We start from the raw sequence: 15,875 nt of genomic DNA on the forward strand, positions 1-15,875 counted from the left end.
CGAAGTCATCCGCAGTCATGTGATGCAGTCCCCAACCTGGAGGAACGCCATGAAGCAGGTCTTCACCGCGCTCGCGCTCGGCTCGCTGTTCGTGGGCATGCCCGCCCTCGCGGATGCCGAGGTCGGCAAGCCCGCTCCCGCCTTCACGCTGAAGGACGAGGCCGGCAAGGAGCACTCGCTGTCGAAGTACAAGGGCAAGGTGGTGGTGCTGGAGTGGACCAACCCCGAGTGCCCCTTCGTGAAGCGCCACTACGAGGCGGACACGATGACCAAGACGCTCAAGGGCTTCGACGCCCAGAAGGTCGTGTGGCTGGCGGTGGACTCCACGGCGCACAACACGCCGGAGAAGTCCGCGGCCTGGAAGAAGACGGAGGGCTTCGCCTACCCGGTGCTCCAGGACGCGAGCGGCGCCACGGGCAAGGCGTACGGCGCCAAGACAACGCCGCACATGTACATCATCGACACCGAGGGCGTGGTCCGCTACGCGGGCGCCATCGATGATGACCCGCGCGGCAAGAACGACAAGAAGGTCAACCACGTGCAGACCGCCGTGGACGCGGTGCTCAATGGCAAGCCCGTGCCCGCGGCCACCACCACGCCCTACGGCTGCTCGGTGAAGTACAAGAGCTGAAGACGCTGGCCACCTGTGGTCCCCAGGGTCCTCTTCCCTTCGCGGGAGGAGGACCTTCGTTTTTTCTGGGCCATGCCGTCGATGTCCCCTGCAAGCGGACTCGCGCGTCTCTTCCGTCCGGAGGGAGCGAACCCATGGTGAGACGCGGACGCCTGCCGAAGCGATGCCTCGTGGCGGTGATGTTCATCCTGTGCGGGGTGCCAGGCTCGGGATGTTCAGAGCCCCCGGAGACCGTGCGGGTGGCGGAGCCTCCGGAGTCGGACGTGGTGCTGGAGGGCGACGTGGTGGAGGTGCCCCGAGGCGCGCTGTCCGAGGCGCAGTCGAAGCTGCGCGGCGAGGTCGATGGCGTGGTGGGGAATGGCGAGCGGACGTTCTACCTGGCCATCCGCCGCAGCGAGCTGTCCCAGCGCTGGTTCTGGTCGGGGATGCTGAGACACTTCTTCCCGGACGGCGCCTACTGGGGCGTTCCCCACAACCTGCGGACGTACGTGGTGACGATGCGGGAGAAGAACGGGCGGCTGTTCTTCATGAATGCCAAGGACGGCCTGCTGTTCGGGGGCAACGAGAAGCTCGACTTCCCGTTGGAGTCGTATCCCATCGTCACGGACCATGCGCCGTTCAACCGGCTGTCGGGCTCGGAGCAGTACGTGCTCATCGACCCGGCGGCGGGAGGCGACAGCATCGGCATCGTCGGAGACCGGTGGTTCGGGGGCGCGACGTTCCGGATGGAGATGAGCTTCGCCCAGCGCTTCCGACGGGCATCGGACGGCGGCGCGATGTTCGAGCAGGTCTTCCTCGGGCACCTGTCCATCCCCGAGGACCGGACCGCGTACCTCGAGTACAACGACACGCGTTGGGTGGGGACGCTGTCGCTCGCGCTGCGCAAGTACCGTGAGGGGCCCGGCTACACGCGGACGCCTCCGCCGGAGCTCCCGTACTACTTCCTCAACTCGGGGCGACTGCTGCCCGCCTCGGGCGAGGTGGAGCAGGAGGCCCTCAAGTGGAACATCCACCCCGGGATGAAGCCCATCCGCTGGTACATGACGCCCAACCTGCTGGAGCTGAAGAAGGACCCACGCTACCGCGACCTGGACCTGGTGGGCGCGCTGAAGCGGGGCATCGAGGCGTGGAACGAGGTGTTCGGCTTCCCCGTCTTCGAGGCGGTCCTGGCGGACGCGTCCGTGGACTTCGGCGAGGACGACAAGAACTTCGCCATCTTCCACCCCGTCCTCGAGCCGGCCGGGGCCTGGGCCGACGTCGCGCCCAATCCGAACACGGGCGAGCTTCGCCGGGCGCACTTCGTGTTCAACGCGGGCCTGTTCCGTGACGCCGACCTCTTCTTCTCGGATGACCCGGCGCTCCTCTCCTCCAACACGCCCGTGGAGCGTCCGCCTCGTCCCAGGCTGTCCTGGGGAGGGGAGGCGCAGGAGCGCCTCTGTGAGCTCGATACGTCCCGGATGGGCGCGCGCGGCTCGCTCGCCGCGCTGACGGACCCGGACCGCGCCGCGCTGGCCTCGATGACGAAGAAGGAGAAGATGGAGCGCCACTTCACGCACATCGTGGTGCATGAGGTGGGGCACACGCTGGGGCTGCGGCACAACCTCAACGGCTCGCGGACGTACGACGGGACGCCGGCCACGCCTCGCTCGAGCTCGGTCATGGACCACCTGCACGAGCTCGACACCCTTCACATGGTGAAGCCCGGCTCGTTCGACGTGGCGGCCGTGCGTCATCTGTATGGGTTGTCCTCGGCGCTACCCACGGACCTGTTCTGCACGTCGGGGCCGAGGGGCCGCGCTCTCGCGGAGCCGGCGTGCGCGAGCCTGGACCGCTTCGACGACCCGCTGACGCGCTACCACACGCCGGTGATGCGCGAGCTGATGGCGGACGTGCTCGCGGGCACGCCTCAATCGTTCCCGTTCATCATCTCCCGCCAGACGGTCGAGGACTACGTGCGGGGAGGCACGGAGCAGGAGCAGGTCCGGGGCTATGACCTCCTCATGGAACAGGTCCGGCCGCCGCTCCAGGTGCCCTCCGGGCAGGGCGCCGCGTATGTGGCGCGAGCCAATGCGATGGCCCTGCGCATCCTGAGGGACCTCTACCTCCTGGAACTGGACCCCTACTACTCGCCGTTCCCGAACCCGCCGCCCAGCACGCCCGCCTATACCGAGGCCCTGTTCTCGGATGTGCGTGGCATCCTCCTCGACGTCGATGGGCACAGGCCCTTCTCGCTGCGTCGGGAGATGGTGGCGGTGCTCAAGGCGCACCAGACGCTCGCGGCCTATGGGCTGCTGCTGGAGCTGCACGCCGAGCTGACCGCGCGGTTGCCGACGCTCAGCGGTGAGGCGCGATGGGGGACGCTGGAGCTGTTGGGGCGCATCGAGGCGGCGAACTCGCCCTACTTCCGCTGAGGTGGCTCCACCCGGCCCACGTCACGAGGCAACAGGAGCAGGGAGCACAGCGCTCCCGCTCCACACAGGCCCGCGGAGACCCAGAGCGCCTCGCGTGTTCCCTGGAGGAACGCGTCCCCTGTCTTGCTCGCGAGCCCACCGAGCAACGGCAACAGCGCCACCGCGAGCAGGCCCGCGATGCGCGCCACCGCGTTGTTCACGCCCGAGGCGATGCCCGCGTGTCGGTCCTCCACCGCGCCGAGCACCACCGCCGTCAGGGGCCCCACGGTGAGGCTCAATCCCAGGCCCAGCACGAGGACCCCTGGCAGCACCGTGTCCACATAGCCACCGCCACGGTGCAGCCGCGTGAGCAGCGCCATGCCGAGGCCCGCGAGCAGCGGCCCCGCCGTCATCAACGGACGCGCGCCGATGCGTCCCGCGAGCCTTCCCACCAGCGGAGACAGCGTGAGCAACAGCACGGTGATGGGCAGCAGGGATGCGCCCGCGGCGAGCGCCGAGTAGCCCAGTTGTTGCTGCAGCGCGAGGATGAGCAGGAAGCTCACGCCGCCCAGCGCGAAGTACACCGCGAGCGTGGTGAGGTTGGCGCCGGAGAACGTCCGCGAGCGGAACAGCCCGAGTGGGAGCATCGGATGTCTCGCGCGTGCCTCGATGACGAGGAACGCGGCCAGGAGCGCCACGCCAGCCACGGCGGCGAGCACGGGCGCGAGGGACCAGCCTCGCGAGGGACCTTCGATGAGCGCGTAGATGACGCCGCCCAGTCCGAGCGCGGCGGTGATGGAGCCGGCGAGGTCCAGTCTTCGGGTGTCTCGCGTGGGCCGGTCATCCGGCACGTAGCGGAGGGCCGCCCAGACGGCGAGCACGGCGATGGGGATGTTGAGGAAGAACACCCAGCGCCAGGACGCGGCATCCACCAACCAGCCACCGAGCAGCGGACCCAGGGCCGTGGTGACACCCGAGAGCCCCGCCCACGCGGCCACCGCGCGCTGTCGGTCCGCCTCGGGAAAGGAGGTGCGCAGAAGCGCGAGGCTCGCGGGCACCAACAGCGCCGCGCCCAGGCCCTGCGCCGCGCGGAAGAGGGCGAGCATCCAGGCGTTGGGGGCCAGGCCGCACAGGACGGATGTGAGCGTGAAGGCCATGAGGCCGAGCACGAAGACGCGCCGCTGTCCCCACGCGTCACCGAGCGCGCCGCCCGTGAGCACGAGCGAGCCGAGCGTGAGCAGGTAGGCATCCACGGCCCACTGGAGGCCCGCGAGGCCCGTGTTCAGCTCGCGTCCGAGCGCGGGCAGCGCGACATTGACCGCCGTGGAGTCGAGGAAGGCCATGCCACTGCCGAGCACGCTGGCCAGCAGCACCCCGCGCCCGCGCGGACTGGCGTAGGCCACGGACGTGGTGTCGGAAGGCATACGCTTCAGCGTGGGACGTGCATCGTCATCGTGCCACGGCGGGCTTCGAGGAGCCGTGAGCCTGGCTGCCCGGATGCCCAGCACATGGTGGAGCGAAGGCCCCGTGCACACCCTGTCCGCGGACAACGTGTTTCGAATGGAGACGAGCGATGGCGACCGAGTGCAAGCACATCGAGCAGGCGGGCAACCCCGAGCCGCGGACCAACGGCTGCGAGGAGTGCCTGAAGACGAATGCCCAGTGGGTCCACCTCCGCCGCTGCCTGGAGTGCGGGCACGTGGGGTGCTGCGACTCGTCGCCGAACAAGCACGCGACGAAGCACTTCCATCAGACGAAGCACCCGGTGGTGCAGTCGTTCGAGCCGGGTGAGACGTGGGTGTGGTGCTTCGAGGACCGGCTCTTCCTGGACGACAGGCCCGAGCAGGAAGAGGGCTCTCGCGTCTAGGGCGTGTCGCGGTCCTCGCGGAAGAGGCTGGCGAAGCAGCCCACAAGGAGCATCGCCAGCAGCAGCGCCGCCAGGACGCCCGAGAGGTGGAGCCAGAGGCCGGTGATGAGCTGATGCGGAGAGGGGCTCATGGTGTCGGCCCGCCTTCGGGGGCTGTCGCCACGGGGAAGGTCAGCTCGATGTCCGCGTCGCCGCCGTCGCCGCCGAGGTCTCCATCGGCGCCGAGGCTGCGCAGCCTCACCTGTCCGTCGCGCACCGTGTACTCGTAGGGGTTGTGCCACGGGTCCATCGGCAGGGCCTGGAGCGCCTGGTGCTCGACGAGCAGCCTGAGCCCTTCGGTCTCCGTGGGGAGCCGGCCTTGTGCGTCCTGGTGAAGCAGGAGCGCTCCCTGGATGGCGCTCAGGTCGATGGCCGCACGGTCGCGCCGTGAGGCCTCGGCGCAGACCTCCGATGCGACCACGAGCATCGCGAACAACACCAGCACGCCGAGCCCCGCGACCCATAGCAGCGCGAGGCCCGCCTGGCGGAGTGCTCGTGACAACGGGCGACGAGGGATGGATTCGGTCATCGCCGCCCGCGTTTCAAGCCACGTGCCGAGGTGGCCCTCCCCTCGCTCCGACCGACTCGCGTCCTTCGGTGTCTGTCATCCCGTCAAGGCCACGGGTCCGCACCGGCCGGAATGACAGCCGTGGCTCCGAGGCGCACAGGGCCCCGGAGCCACACTGTGCTCACGCGGCCACCGGCTCGATGCGTGGACGCGTGCGCGCCGCGACCGTCCTTCGCCGTCCCTTGCGCAGCACGTCCAGCGAGACCTCGTCATCCGTCGCCAGGGCCATCAGTCGCTGGAGGTCGTCCACGCTGCTCACCGGCCGTCGGTTGATGGCGAGCAGCAGGTCCTCCGGCTGGAGCCCCGCGTCATCCGCCGGTGTTCCACCCTGCACCTTGATGACCCGCACGGCCCGGGGCTGCCCCAGGTCTCGTACGTGCTCCGCGCCCAGGTTCACCGCCGCCGCCGCGATGCCCAGGAAGCGCCGCTCCACCTTGCCACGCTGGATGAGCAGACTGGCCACCCACGCCGCCGTGGTGGCGCTCACCGCGAAGCCGATGCCCTGTGCGTACGGCAGCACCAGCGTGTTGAGCCCGACCACCTCGCCCCGCGTGTTGATGAGCGGCCCGCCGGAGTTGCCCGGGTTGATGGCCGCGTCCGTCTGGAGCATGCCCTCCAGGATGACGCCGTCCGGCAGGGTGACGCTCCGGTTCACCGCGCTCACCACGCCGAGCGCCACCGACTGCTCCAACCGGAACGGATTTCCGATGGCCATCACCAGCTGGCCCACGCGCACCGTCTCCGGCGCGGCGAGCGGCAGTGTCGGGAAGTCCGTCCCCTCCGCTCGCACCACCGCCAGGTCCGTGGGCGCGTCGCCTCCCACCAGCGAGCCGCGCAGCTCCTCTCCGTTCGACAACTGCACCGTCAGCTTCCGCGAGCCGCGCATGACGACGTGGCGGTTGGTGAGCACGTAGCCATCCGGCGTGAGGAAGAGCCCCGTGCCATGGCCCCGCGCGTGCTCCACGCCCACCACCGCGGGCGAGGCGCGCGCGACGAGCGTCTCCAGGTCGTCCGAGAACTGTTGCAGGAGTTTCATCGTGTGCTCCTCGTCCTCACGAGCGCCGGCCCAGGGTGATGGGCACTTCCTTCACCTCGCCGGCTCGCAGCACGCGCGCCTGGATGGTGGTGTCCGTCTTCGCGTCGCCCAGATAGCCGAGCAGGTCCTCCACGCGGTGCAGTGACTGTCCATCCAGGCTCACCAGCACGTCGCCAATCAGCAGCCCGGCCTTCTGCGCGGGGCCCTCAGGGTCCACGGAGAGGAAGATGAGCCCTGCCTCCGTTCCGGCCGCCGCCCACTGGTGCTGCGGCAGCTTCACGGGATACGCGCCCACGCCCAGGTAGCTCCGGCGGATGCCGCCGTGCTCTCGCAGCGACGACGTCACCCGCGTCAGTGTCTCGTGCGGGATGACCACCGCGGACGTGCGAGAGAAGGCCGCGGAGAGCACTCCGATGAACTGTCCCGTCGCATCCACCAGCGCGCCCCCGGAGAAGCCGGGAGGCAGGTCCGCGTCCGTCTCGAGGTAGCGGTCCACGCGTCCGCCCGCGTGCGTGCGCCAGCCCTCGCCGTGCGCGCTCACCATGCCGAGCGTGGCCCTCGCCGTGCGCCCCGGCCGCGCCACGGTGACGACGAGGTGCCCCACCTTCACGCCGTCCAGCGGCGTGGGGGTGAGCGGATTGAGTCCGGTGGCGTCGACCTTCAGCAGCGCGACGTCGGTGCTGGCGTCCCGGCCGATGAGCTCGGCGGGGAGGGTGCGCCCGTCGCCCAGGCCGACCTGGAGGTGGCTGCCGTGCTCGGCGACCTGGCTGGTGGTGAGGATGAGCCCGTCGGCGCTCCAGACGATGCCGGTGGCGCAGCGACGACGGCGGGCGTCCACGCGGACGACGCTCCGCGCGGTGCGCTCCACCACGGAGGCGAGGGATTGGGAGAGGGAGGAGAGGTCGGTGGACATGGCGTGTTCCTTTCGAGGCGGAAGGTAAAAGCCTCGAAGGCGCGCCACATCGGCGGACCGGGCAGGGAGGGGACCTGCCTGTTCGGGGAGGTCACCCCTCCTTTCGGAGGAGTGAGACCCGGCGCCCTCACCTCAGGGAGAGGGCGCCGACACCGTCAGCCATCCGGAGTTCGTCTTCGCGGAGATCGGCGCGGGGACGCCGATGTGGATGGGCTCGAACTCCTCTTCGCCGGGGGTGAGCATGGGGGGCAGGTTCACCACGCCGCTGGTGGGGCTGACCACGTGGAGCGGGTACGTCAACCCACGAAAGGTGACCACGCTGTTCCTCACGAAGTTCTTTCCGTAGAGGAGGACGGTGATGGGCTCGGACGAGCCCGCGGGGACGCTTTGGGGCTCCACGGTGGTCAGCTCGGGGGCGGGGATATTGAACCCGAGCTGCGGGGACCTGGCGCCATGCGGGTACTGGGGCGAGGCGGTCAGCGCTTCGAGATAGAGGCCCTCGCGCTCCTCCAGGAAGGAGGGAGGGAGGGTCGCCCGCAGCTCGGTGCTGCTCGTCACCTGGGTGGCGAGCGTCCGCCGCGTCATCACCAGGAGGCTGCCCGTGCTGAAGTCCACGCCTCGCACGCGAACGGTGAGGGTGCCGTCCTCATGGTCCGTCACCGCGATTTCTTCCAGGGTGATGGGCGGGAGGGTCTCCTCCTTCGGAGCCGCCCCCGCGTCCGGAGGAGCGCTCTGGAGGCCCGTGCCGCAAGCACAGAGCAGCCCGGTGAGTGTCGCCATCGTTCCCAGCCGCATCCGTGCTCCCTTCACAGCCCGCGTCACGGCATCACCCCGGAGCCGTGCTTCTTGCGCAACGGCGCTCAGGGCGTCTCGGCCGACGGTGCCCGGGCGAGCTGCTCGAGCTGGAAGTCCGCCACGTCGTACGTGGGATGGTGGAAGGCGTGCGTGGCCAGGGCGGCCTCGAAGTGCCGTCGGGCCAGCGTGGGGTCGACGACGCCTGCCTTGCCTGGGAGTCGACCCGCGAGCGCGGCCTCGCCCAGGTAGTAGTGGAGCTGGATGCGACGCAGGCGTACGCCGTGGTCTGTCGCCTCCTCCGCGTCCGGGTTGGCGCCGAAGGTCGGGGCCTCGCCCGTGAGATGGCGCGCCAGGGGGAGCGGCCAGTCCTCGCCGGGGTGCGTGGCGGTGAAGGACTTCAGCGCGGAGGCGTCCCGGGTGCCCGGCGCCGTGAGGTGGCGGAGCAGATGGGCCATGGCGTCCTCCGGGTTCTTCTCCACCAGTGTGTCGAGCGCCGTGGTCGCGCGTGATGGGCCATCGGGCAACTCAGTGACTGCCGCGACGTAGATGCGGGTGGCGCCGATGGACGTGCCCTCGCGGGCGAGCGGCTCCAGGGTGTCCGCCGCGTCCTTCGCGCGGCCCAGGGCAAGCAGGGCGCGGCCGAGCAGCAGGCGGGACTCGAGGTCTCTCGGCATGCGCTCGACGATGGGCGCGAGCAGGTCCACCACCGGCTGGGGCTTGCCTTGCAGCAACAGTCCCCGGGCGAGCCCGACGCTGTAGAAGGCTTCCTTGATGTCGGAGCTCGGCGTGGCCGCGTGGTCCTCGCGCCAGGCGAGGACGCTGTCGAGCGCGGCCCGGTAGCCCTTCTCCGTCAGCGCGCCGTCACGCAGGAGCCGACCCAGCATGCCCCAGCGCCGCTGGATGATGTCCATGTTCCAGTCGACCCAGTCCTTGGGTTGCTTCACGACGAGCGCGTCCAGCACGGCGCGCGTGTTCGCCGGCTGGTCGAGCATCATCATCGGCAGCAGGGTCTCCTGGAGCACCGCCTGCGAGAGGCGCAGGGCGTCCAGTGACAGGGCCTCGGGTCGCTTCGCGTCGCCGGCGGCGTACTCCATGGGCCAGAACGACGAGGGCAGGGACAGCAGTGTCTCGAAGGCGCTCAGCTTCACCGTGAGCTTGCCCGCGTCCACCGTGGCGTCACCCCAGAGCAGCAGGTTCACCTTCGCCTCGCGGGCGAGCCCGGGCGCCTGTTCGAGCGAGGCCGGCACCGCCACGGTGGGGCGCACCACGTCGATGGGCGTGTTCCGGCTCAGCTCGGTCAGCGCGGTGAGGAGTCGTGCTTCCTGGGCTCGGGCCTCCTCGGCTGCCTCGGGGGTGGTGGGGCGCAGGGAGAGGAAGCCGACGACGTAGCGAGGCTCGCCCGGCTTGGACTCGGGGAGGGGCTTGGGCGACGTGGCGCAGGCGGTGACGAGGACCGCCAGCGTGAGGACTCGGAGCGGGGAGGGGAGGTTCATGTCGGGACGCAGGCGGCGGGATGGATGGCGAAGACCGGGGAAGGGCAGCGCCGACGCCTGCTCGGGGACTCATGCGCCGTGCTCGGAGCGCACGGTGTGAGGGACGGTAGCATGATGAGGACCACGGACCGTTCGCGAGGTGCGGGTCGTCCCCGTGGGCCGAGGAACAGCGCGTGGTCGACGGTGATGTGTCAGGCGCGCACGAGCAGCGCGCCTCCCGGACCGAAGCCGAGGGTGAGGCACAGGATGCGACGATGACTCGCGAGACGGGCGTCGCCGCGCGCGGCCTCCGCCGCGAGCTCCGCGTCGTTGAGCACGAGCACCTCTCCGCTTCCTGGCAGTCGCGCCTCCGCCAGGATGTCGGCCACGAGCGTCGCGTGTCCCTCCCAGCCGTAGGTGCAGCCGCCCGGAACGAGTCCCTCATCGAGAGGACACGGGAGCGCGAGGCACAGTGCGTCCAGCGAGGCGTCTGGGGCCAGGGCGCGCAGCGCTCCCGCGAGGAAGCGCACCGCCGCGATGATGTGGTGCCCGTCCTCGGGGCGAGGCATGCCGATGAAGAGCCGAGGCAGCATCGTGGTGTCCCGCTCGAAGACCTGGAGGGTCTGGGGGCTCGCGCACTTGAGGCTCGTCTGGCCCACGTCGAGGCACAGCGCTTCGTGTGCGGAGCCTGAGGACGTCAGCAACCCGAGGCCCGCATGCACGGGTGCGAAGCGCGGGGACGCGGCGAGGACCACGGGACGGCCGAGCTTCGTCGTCGCGGCCGTGAGGGCCAGCTCGAAACCCTGGAGGCACGCGAGTCCGCCACTGAGCCACACCGCGTCCACCTTGTGCCAATGGACCAGGGACTCCAGCGCGCTCGCGAGCGCGGGCATCAGGCGTGTCGCCAGCGCGTGCTCGGGGACTCCGGCGTTCCGGTCTGCCTCGACACGCGGCGTGCTGAGCAGCTCCCACAGTTCGTGGCCGAGCACCGGGAGGTTCCACACCTCCAGCGGAGTCACTCCGGGGGCGTGATATCGGCGTGGGCGCCAGCCTTGCTTCGGTGCGCTCATGCGACGAGGGCGGCGATGCGCTCGGCGGCTTCCTTCGCGCCGTCGCGCGCCTGGTAGGCCTTGGAGATGGCGGACACCTTCGCGCGCAGGGGCGTCCCCGCATCGAGGAGCTGACGGAGCGCGGCGCGGCACTCCTCCACGCTCAAGGTGTCGGGCGACAGCGCGAGGCCCGCGCCAGACTTCTGGAGGAAGTGGGCCTGGATGGGCTGGTCATTGCAGACAGGCAGCAGCAACAGGGGCACGCCCGCGGTGAGCGCTTCCATCACGGAGTTCGCGCCGCCGTGCGAGACGAAGGCGGAGGCGCGTGGGAGGAGCTGACGTTGAGGTGTGTAGGGCACCGCCACCACGTCACCGGGCAGCGAGCGTGCGAAGTCCGTGTCGGCCAGCTCTCCGGCGCTGAGGACCAGGGTGACGCCGAGGGGCGCGGCGGCCTCGGCGATGGTGCGGAACAACGTGGGCTGCCACGAAATCTGGCTGCCGAAGGACACGTACACCACGGGCCTCGTGCCCAATCGCTCCCAGGGGAAGTCCACCTCGTCGCCTCGGGGCTCGGGTGGAGTCGACGGACCGACCAGCTGTGTGGCTGGGGGCAGGCCCGCGTCGGGTCCCAGGAAGTCCTCGGTGGCGAAGATGATGTTGAGGCGCGGCGAGAGGCACTCGCAGTTGCGGAAGCGCGCGTCGAAGCCGTGCTGGGCGAAGAGCGCGGCGCGCTCGGACGCGAGGGCTCGCACGTTGCGGCGCAGCCCGTAGTCCTCCATGGGTTCGAGCAGGGAGAGCGCGGAGGAGACTCCGGCCCAGGGAATGCCTTCGCGATGCGCGGCGAGCACCGCCGCGTACTGCATTCCATCGAGGGCCATGACGTCCGGACGGAAGGCCCGGACGACGGCGCTCACGGGCTCGAGCAGCGTGGGCACCGCGTCCAGCAGCAGTCCGCGAATCCACCTCCCGAGCGTGGCTTCGTCGCGCACCAGTCGCGCCAGGGCCTCGCCTCCGGTCTCGATGCCGGGGGCTTCGTGCGCGGCGGCGGGAAGGTGGAGCACCTCCACGCCGAGCGTGGAGAGCTGGGGTGACGGCTCGGGGATGCAGAGCCATCCCACGGTGTGTCCCAGGCGGCGCAGCCACTGCGCGACGCCCATCATCGGGTTGATGTGGCCCTTCTCGGGGGAGGTGGCGATCAGGATTCGGGACATGGGCGGAGTCGCACGGCGTGCGCGTGGAGCATGGCGAGGGAGCACAGGCGCATCAACAGGCGGTCCACGACGCTCGCCTCCGGCGCCTCGGGTTCCAGGCGGATGTAGCGCTCCAGGAGCGAGAGCGGAGCCCCCGGGAGGATGACTCCGAGGGGCTCCATGTGCGCGGGGGACAGCCACTCACGATAGAGCTCGAGCCAGCGGGCTCGCACGGGGCTGGAGAGCGCGGTGTGTCCGTAGCGGGGCGTCTTGCGAGCGAGGCGGACTTCATCGGGGACGAGCCCACGGACCGCGTGACGGAAGAGCCACTTGCCCACACCCTCTCGCCGGAGTGAGGACTCGGGGAGCGCGAGCGCCACGTCCGCGCATCGCGTGTCGAGATAGGGCGTGTGCACGGTGATGCCGTGGGCCCGGGCACCGCGCAGCTCGGGGGGCAACACCAGCTCACGGAGGACCCAGGCCGCGTAACGGACCTCTTCGGAGGCGGAGGTTTCCGTGACGGACCAGGGTGCCGTCCCCAAGTTGTCCACAGCGCCGCGACGCCTCGTTCCCGTGTGTCGACCGTCTTCCTGGGCACGCGCCGGAGGCGGGGAGAACACGCGGGGACTGTCCTTCTGTGATTCGTCGTCGGTTCGGGGGTGGCGATGTTCTTCCACTCCGCCAGGCGGGGCCGCGCCAAGGCTGCTCATCTGTGACTTATCCACAGAGGCGCGAACGAGCCGTCGGTCCTCCGCTACGCTGGCCGCACCGGGCGCGGGCGCGCGCGAGGTGCCCGTCCGCAAGTTGTCCACAGAGGGGCGAAGGACCGTTTGAACGAGTCGTCGGTCCTCCTCGATGCGCGCCATGGCCGCCGCGAGCGCGCTGGGATTGCCCATCAGCACCTCGTCCGCGCCGGCGCCGCTCAGCATCACCGAGGCGCCGTGTCGTCGCGCCTCCGCGTAGAACGCGAAGCTCGCGATGGCTCGGGCGTTGAGGATGGGGCTCTCAGTGGCGAGGACGGCTTGCTCGAACAACTCGGGCAGCACGGCGTCCGGGATGGGCACGTCCACATGCTCCACTCCCGCGAGCCGGGCCACCGTGCGCGCGTTGCGGCGCTCCGTCTCATCGGCGAAGTGGACGTCCATGCTCCAGGCGCGAACCTGGCCCGGCGCGAGACGTGCCGCGAGCATGCACAGCACCGCGCTGTCCACGCCGCCGCTCAGGCTGACGTCCCGTGCCCCTTCACGCAGTCTCACTGCGACGGCGTCGGAGCATGCCGAAAGGAGCGTCCCGGCGAGCTCGTCGTCACCGTGAGCAACGGGAGGGGCCGGTCCGTCCTCTTGTTGGTGGGCCGTGCGATGCGCGCGGGCCTGTCCGTCATCCTGCCGGTGGGCCTCGCGATGCGTGGCGATGCGCGCGTGTCCCTCCTCAGGTCGGTGGGCCGCGTGATGCGTGGCGATGCGGGCCTGTCCGTCAATGCGTGGCGATGCGCGCGTGTCCCTCCTCAGGTCGGTGGGCCGCGTGATGCGTGGCGATGCGGGCCTGTCCGTCATTCTGTCGCTGGGCCTCGCGATGCGTGGCGATGCTCGCGAGCCCTTCCTCAGGCTGGTGGGCCTCATGATGCGTGGCGACGCGAGCCTGTCCGTCCTCAGGGTGGGCCTCGCGATGCGTGGTGAACCGGGGTGGCCCCTCCCTTGTCGCGCGTTCATCGTCATCCCGTCGGAGAAGAACCCGATGAACGCGTGGCAGCGGCGGAGCCACACGGTGGACCCCCTCGAACAGGCTCTGGTGCGGCATGAGCGCGTGGTTCAGGAACGCAGCGACGGCGTCGGGGTCCAGCCCTCCTTCATCGCGCCGAGGCGCATCTTGGGTGCCCACCTCGGATTCCTGCCCTCCGAGCTCGTCACGAGGCTGACCCGTGGCGTCCGCACGCCGCCGTGCGAGCAACCTCCACACGGACGCCTCCGTGCTCTCGGACGTGGCCTGGTAGGAGGGCAGGATGGCGAGCGGGCCGCTCGGGTCGCCGGGGGACGCGGACACGCTGGGACTGTCGCAAGCCGCGGGGCTGGCCGGCAACCCCGCTATAGTCCCCTCCGTGCGTTACGAGCTGCACGACGGTCGAATCCTCACCTGGTCCCTGGAGACGCACGTCGTCACCCACTGCAACCTGCGCTGCGTGCAGTGCTGCCCCATGTCTCCGCACCTGCCCGCGTGGGCGGTGGACCCGGCCACCCTCGGCGCCGACCTCACCCGCCTCGCGCGAGTGCTCAAGCCCAGCGTCTTCAAGCTCACCGGCGGCGAGCCCTTCCTCCACCCCGACCTCGCAGGCGTCCTCGACGCCGCGCGCGCCTCCGGCATCTCCGAGCAGCTCTCCGTCACCACCAACGGCTTGCTCGCCCAGAGCGCACCGGACGCCGTCTACGAGCGCCTGGACCGGATGACCCTGTCCGTCTACTCCTCGGCCCCGCTCACGGACGCGTCCCTGGCCCGCATCACCGAGCGCTGCGAGCGTCACCGCGTCCACCTCACCGTGAAGCGCATCGACGCCTTCCAGCAAATCACCCCGGACGCACCCCTCGCGACCGACGCCGAGGTCCGCGAGGTCCACGCGCGCTGCTGGCTCAAGGTCCGCTGCCACCTGGTCCACCAGGGCCGCTTCTACTCGTGCACCCGTCCGCCCCACGTGGCCACCGTGCTCGGCCCCGCGTATCCGCAGATGCCCGCGCTCGGCGAGGTGGACGGCGTGCGCCTGGACTCCCCGGACCTGCTGGAGCGCATGCTCGGCCTGCTGGAGCGGGACACGCCCCTGGCCACCTGTCGCTACTGCCTGGGCGCCAGCGGCCCGTGGATGCCCCACGCGCAGCTTCCTCGCGCGAGGCCCACGGGCGCCCCGGCCTGAGAGCTACTTGCCCGACTTCGGCAGCGTGCTCTGCATCGTCGTCGGGTAGCGCGCGCCCACGGCGACCCCCGGAGGCGCGACGGCGTCGATGTCCTTCAAGTCCTTCTCCGAGAGCTTCACCGCGAGCGCCCCCAGGTTCTCGTCCAGGTACTTGCGGCGCTTGGTGCCCGGGATGGGGACCAGGTCCTGCCCCTGGGCCAGCACCCACGCGAGCGCGAGCTGCGCCGGTGAGCACCCCTTCTGCTTCGCCAGCGCCTCCACCTTCGTCACCAGCTCCAGGTTGCGCGTGAAGTTCTCCCCCTGGAAGCGCGGCGAGTTGCGGCGGTAGTCATCCGCGGCCAGGTCCTCGAAGCGCTTGAGCTGCCCCGTGAGGAAGCCGCGCCCCAGCGGGCTGTACGGCACGAAGCCGATGCCCAGCTCGCGGCACGCCTGCAGCACGCCGTCCTCCGGCTCGCGGCTCCACAGCGAGTACTCGCTCTGCAGCGCGGTGATGGGGTGCACCTTCGACGCGCGCCGCAGCGTGTCCGCGTCCACCTCCGACAGGCCCAGGTGCCGCACCTTGCCCTCGCGCACCAACTGCGCCATCGCGCCCACCGTGTCCTCGATGGGCGTCGTCGCGTCCAGGCGGTGCAGGTAGTACAGGTCGATGACCTCCACGCCCAGCCGGCGCAGGCTGGCCTCGCACGCCTGCTTCACGTACTCGGGCTTGCCGTTGATGCCGCGGGCCTGCGGATTGTTCGGGTCGCGGACGATTCCGAACTTGGTCGCCAGCACCACCTTCGCGCGGTGGGGCTTGAGCACCCGGCCCACCAGCTCCTCGTTGCTGCCGGAGCCGTACATGTCCGCGGTGTCGAAGAAGGTGACGCCCCTGTCCAGCGCGTGCAGCAGCGTGGCCTCCGACTCCGCGTCGTCCCGGCCCGCGTAGAAGTCCGACATCCCCATGCAGCCCAGGCCCAGGGCCGACACCTTCAGGCCCTGCTTGCCGAGTGTCCGTGTCTCCATGTCGACATCCCTCCCGCCAGCGCG

The 15,875-nt window shown here is 70.5% G+C and carries 15 protein-coding genes; 4 read left to right on the forward strand and 11 right to left on the reverse strand.

The genetic code is table 11. From position 1 onward, the window contains the following. The first annotated feature begins 49 nt into the window (after positions 1–49). Together K8625_RS06350 and K8625_RS06355 are read left to right on the forward strand one after the other, a co-directional pair. Positions 50–631 carry a thioredoxin family protein gene (locus K8625_RS06350; protein ID WP_223751842.1) on the forward strand — a complete coding sequence of 194 codons (582 nt, stop codon included), beginning with the start codon at positions 50–52 and terminating at the stop codon, positions 629–631. Between the two features lie 134 nt (positions 632–765). Then, positions 766–3,042: a zinc-dependent metalloprotease gene (locus tag K8625_RS06355; RefSeq protein ID WP_223782159.1), complete on the forward strand. Its 2,277-nt coding sequence runs from the start codon at positions 766–768 to the stop codon at positions 3,040–3,042. On the opposite strand, the gene K8625_RS06360 is transcribed toward K8625_RS06355, so the two are convergent. Next, positions 3,030–4,445 carry an MFS transporter gene (locus tag K8625_RS06360; protein ID WP_223782160.1) on the reverse strand — a complete coding sequence of 472 codons (1,416 nt, stop codon included), beginning with the start codon at positions 4,443–4,445 and terminating at the stop codon, positions 3,030–3,032. The genes K8625_RS06355 and K8625_RS06360 overlap by 13 nt on opposite strands. 149 nt (positions 4,446–4,594) lie before the next feature. Here K8625_RS06360 and K8625_RS06365 point away from each other — a divergent pair, with 149 nt between their 5' ends. Next, positions 4,595–4,888 carry a UBP-type zinc finger domain-containing protein gene (locus K8625_RS06365; RefSeq protein WP_223782161.1) on the forward strand — a complete coding sequence of 98 codons (294 nt, stop codon included), beginning with the start codon at positions 4,595–4,597 and terminating at the stop codon, positions 4,886–4,888. On the opposite strand, the gene K8625_RS43660 is transcribed toward K8625_RS06365, so the two are convergent. From K8625_RS43660 to K8625_RS06405, 9 genes are all read right to left on the reverse strand, one after another. Then, entirely contained in the window at positions 4,885–5,019 is a 135-nt protein-coding gene (locus K8625_RS43660; RefSeq protein ID WP_255653851.1) for a hypothetical protein, read from the reverse strand. The two genes, K8625_RS06365 and K8625_RS43660, sit on opposite strands and share 4 nt — an antisense overlap. Beyond that, positions 5,016–5,456: a type II secretion system protein GspG gene (locus K8625_RS06370; protein ID WP_223782162.1), complete on the reverse strand. Its 441-nt coding sequence runs from the start codon at positions 5,454–5,456 to the stop codon at positions 5,016–5,018. The genes K8625_RS43660 and K8625_RS06370 overlap by 4 nt, the downstream gene beginning before the upstream one ends. A 160-nt stretch (positions 5,457–5,616) precedes the next feature. After that, positions 5,617–6,531 carry a S1C family serine protease gene (locus K8625_RS06375; protein ID WP_223751838.1) on the reverse strand — a complete coding sequence of 305 codons (915 nt, stop codon included), beginning with the start codon at positions 6,529–6,531 and terminating at the stop codon, positions 5,617–5,619. Between the two features lie 16 nt (positions 6,532–6,547). Continuing rightward, complete coding sequence (locus K8625_RS06380; RefSeq protein WP_223751837.1) at positions 6,548–7,444, reverse strand: S1C family serine protease; 897 nt, start codon at positions 7,442–7,444, stop codon at positions 6,548–6,550. A 132-nt stretch (positions 7,445–7,576) separates the two neighbouring features. Next, positions 7,577–8,239, reverse strand: a complete 663-nt coding sequence (locus K8625_RS06385; RefSeq protein WP_223782163.1) for a hypothetical protein — start codon at positions 8,237–8,239, stop codon at positions 7,577–7,579. A 65-nt stretch (positions 8,240–8,304) separates the two neighbouring features. Next, positions 8,305–9,732, reverse strand: coding sequence for a tetratricopeptide repeat protein (locus K8625_RS06390; RefSeq protein ID WP_223782164.1), 1,428 nt, complete (start codon positions 9,730–9,732; stop codon positions 8,305–8,307). Positions 9,733–9,923: 191 nt separating this feature from the next. Then, positions 9,924–10,700: an ROK family protein gene (locus K8625_RS06395; RefSeq protein WP_223782165.1), complete on the reverse strand. Its 777-nt coding sequence runs from the start codon at positions 10,698–10,700 to the stop codon at positions 9,924–9,926. 77 nt (positions 10,701–10,777) lie between these two features. Continuing rightward, a complete protein-coding gene (locus K8625_RS06400) occupies positions 10,778–11,971 on the reverse strand; it encodes a glycosyltransferase (RefSeq protein ID WP_223782166.1) in 1,194 nt (397 codons plus the stop codon). Then, positions 11,956–13,665, reverse strand: coding sequence for an asparagine synthase-related protein (locus K8625_RS06405; protein WP_370641895.1), 1,710 nt, complete (start codon positions 13,663–13,665; stop codon positions 11,956–11,958). Before K8625_RS06405 ends, K8625_RS06400 begins: the two co-directional genes overlap by 16 nt. A 380-nt stretch (positions 13,666–14,045) precedes the next feature. Between K8625_RS06405 and K8625_RS06410 the strand changes: the two genes are divergently transcribed. Beyond that, entirely contained in the window at positions 14,046–14,849 is an 804-nt protein-coding gene (locus tag K8625_RS06410; protein WP_370641896.1) for a radical SAM protein, read from the forward strand. A 3-nt stretch (positions 14,850–14,852) separates the two neighbouring features. Here the strand turns inward: K8625_RS06410 and K8625_RS06415 are convergent, their stop codons facing one another. Continuing rightward, positions 14,853–15,851: an aldo/keto reductase gene (locus K8625_RS06415; RefSeq protein ID WP_223751483.1), complete on the reverse strand. Its 999-nt coding sequence runs from the start codon at positions 15,849–15,851 to the stop codon at positions 14,853–14,855. Positions 15,852–15,875 lie beyond the last annotated feature (24 nt).

The organism is Myxococcus sp. AS-1-15 (assembly GCF_020037055.1).
GTDB lineage: Bacteria > Myxococcota > Myxococcia > Myxococcales > Myxococcaceae > Myxococcus > Myxococcus fulvus.

What these genes read in the sequence shown, in the direction of transcription:
- K8625_RS06350 (WP_223751842.1), top strand. Translation starts at nt 50, where the DNA reads ATGAAGCAGGTCTTCACCGCGCTCGCGCTCGGCTCGCTGTTCGTGGGC.
- K8625_RS06355 (WP_223782159.1), top strand. Translation starts at nt 766, where the DNA reads ATGGTGAGACGCGGACGCCTGCCGAAGCGATGCCTCGTGGCGGTGATG.
- K8625_RS06360 (WP_223782160.1), bottom strand. Translation starts at nt 4,445, where the DNA reads ATGCCTTCCGACACCACGTCCGTGGCCTACGCCAGTCCGCGCGGGCGC.
- K8625_RS06365 (WP_223782161.1), top strand. Translation starts at nt 4,595, where the DNA reads ATGGCGACCGAGTGCAAGCACATCGAGCAGGCGGGCAACCCCGAGCCG.
- K8625_RS43660 (WP_255653851.1), bottom strand. Translation starts at nt 5,019, where the DNA reads ATGAGCCCCTCTCCGCATCAGCTCATCACCGGCCTCTGGCTCCACCTC.
- K8625_RS06370 (WP_223782162.1), bottom strand. Translation starts at nt 5,456, where the DNA reads ATGACCGAATCCATCCCTCGTCGCCCGTTGTCACGAGCACTCCGCCAG.
- K8625_RS06375 (WP_223751838.1), bottom strand. Translation starts at nt 6,531, where the DNA reads ATGAAACTCCTGCAACAGTTCTCGGACGACCTGGAGACGCTCGTCGCG.
- K8625_RS06380 (WP_223751837.1), bottom strand. Translation starts at nt 7,444, where the DNA reads ATGTCCACCGACCTCTCCTCCCTCTCCCAATCCCTCGCCTCCGTGGTG.
- K8625_RS06385 (WP_223782163.1), bottom strand. Translation starts at nt 8,239, where the DNA reads ATGCGGCTGGGAACGATGGCGACACTCACCGGGCTGCTCTGTGCTTGC.
- K8625_RS06390 (WP_223782164.1), bottom strand. Translation starts at nt 9,732, where the DNA reads ATGAACCTCCCCTCCCCGCTCCGAGTCCTCACGCTGGCGGTCCTCGTC.
- K8625_RS06400 (WP_223782166.1), bottom strand. Translation starts at nt 11,971, where the DNA reads ATGTCCCGAATCCTGATCGCCACCTCCCCCGAGAAGGGCCACATCAAC.
- K8625_RS06405 (WP_370641895.1), bottom strand. Translation starts at nt 13,665, where the DNA reads ATGACGATGAACGCGCGACAAGGGAGGGGCCACCCCGGTTCACCACGC.
- K8625_RS06415 (WP_223751483.1), bottom strand. Translation starts at nt 15,851, where the DNA reads ATGGAGACACGGACACTCGGCAAGCAGGGCCTGAAGGTGTCGGCCCTG.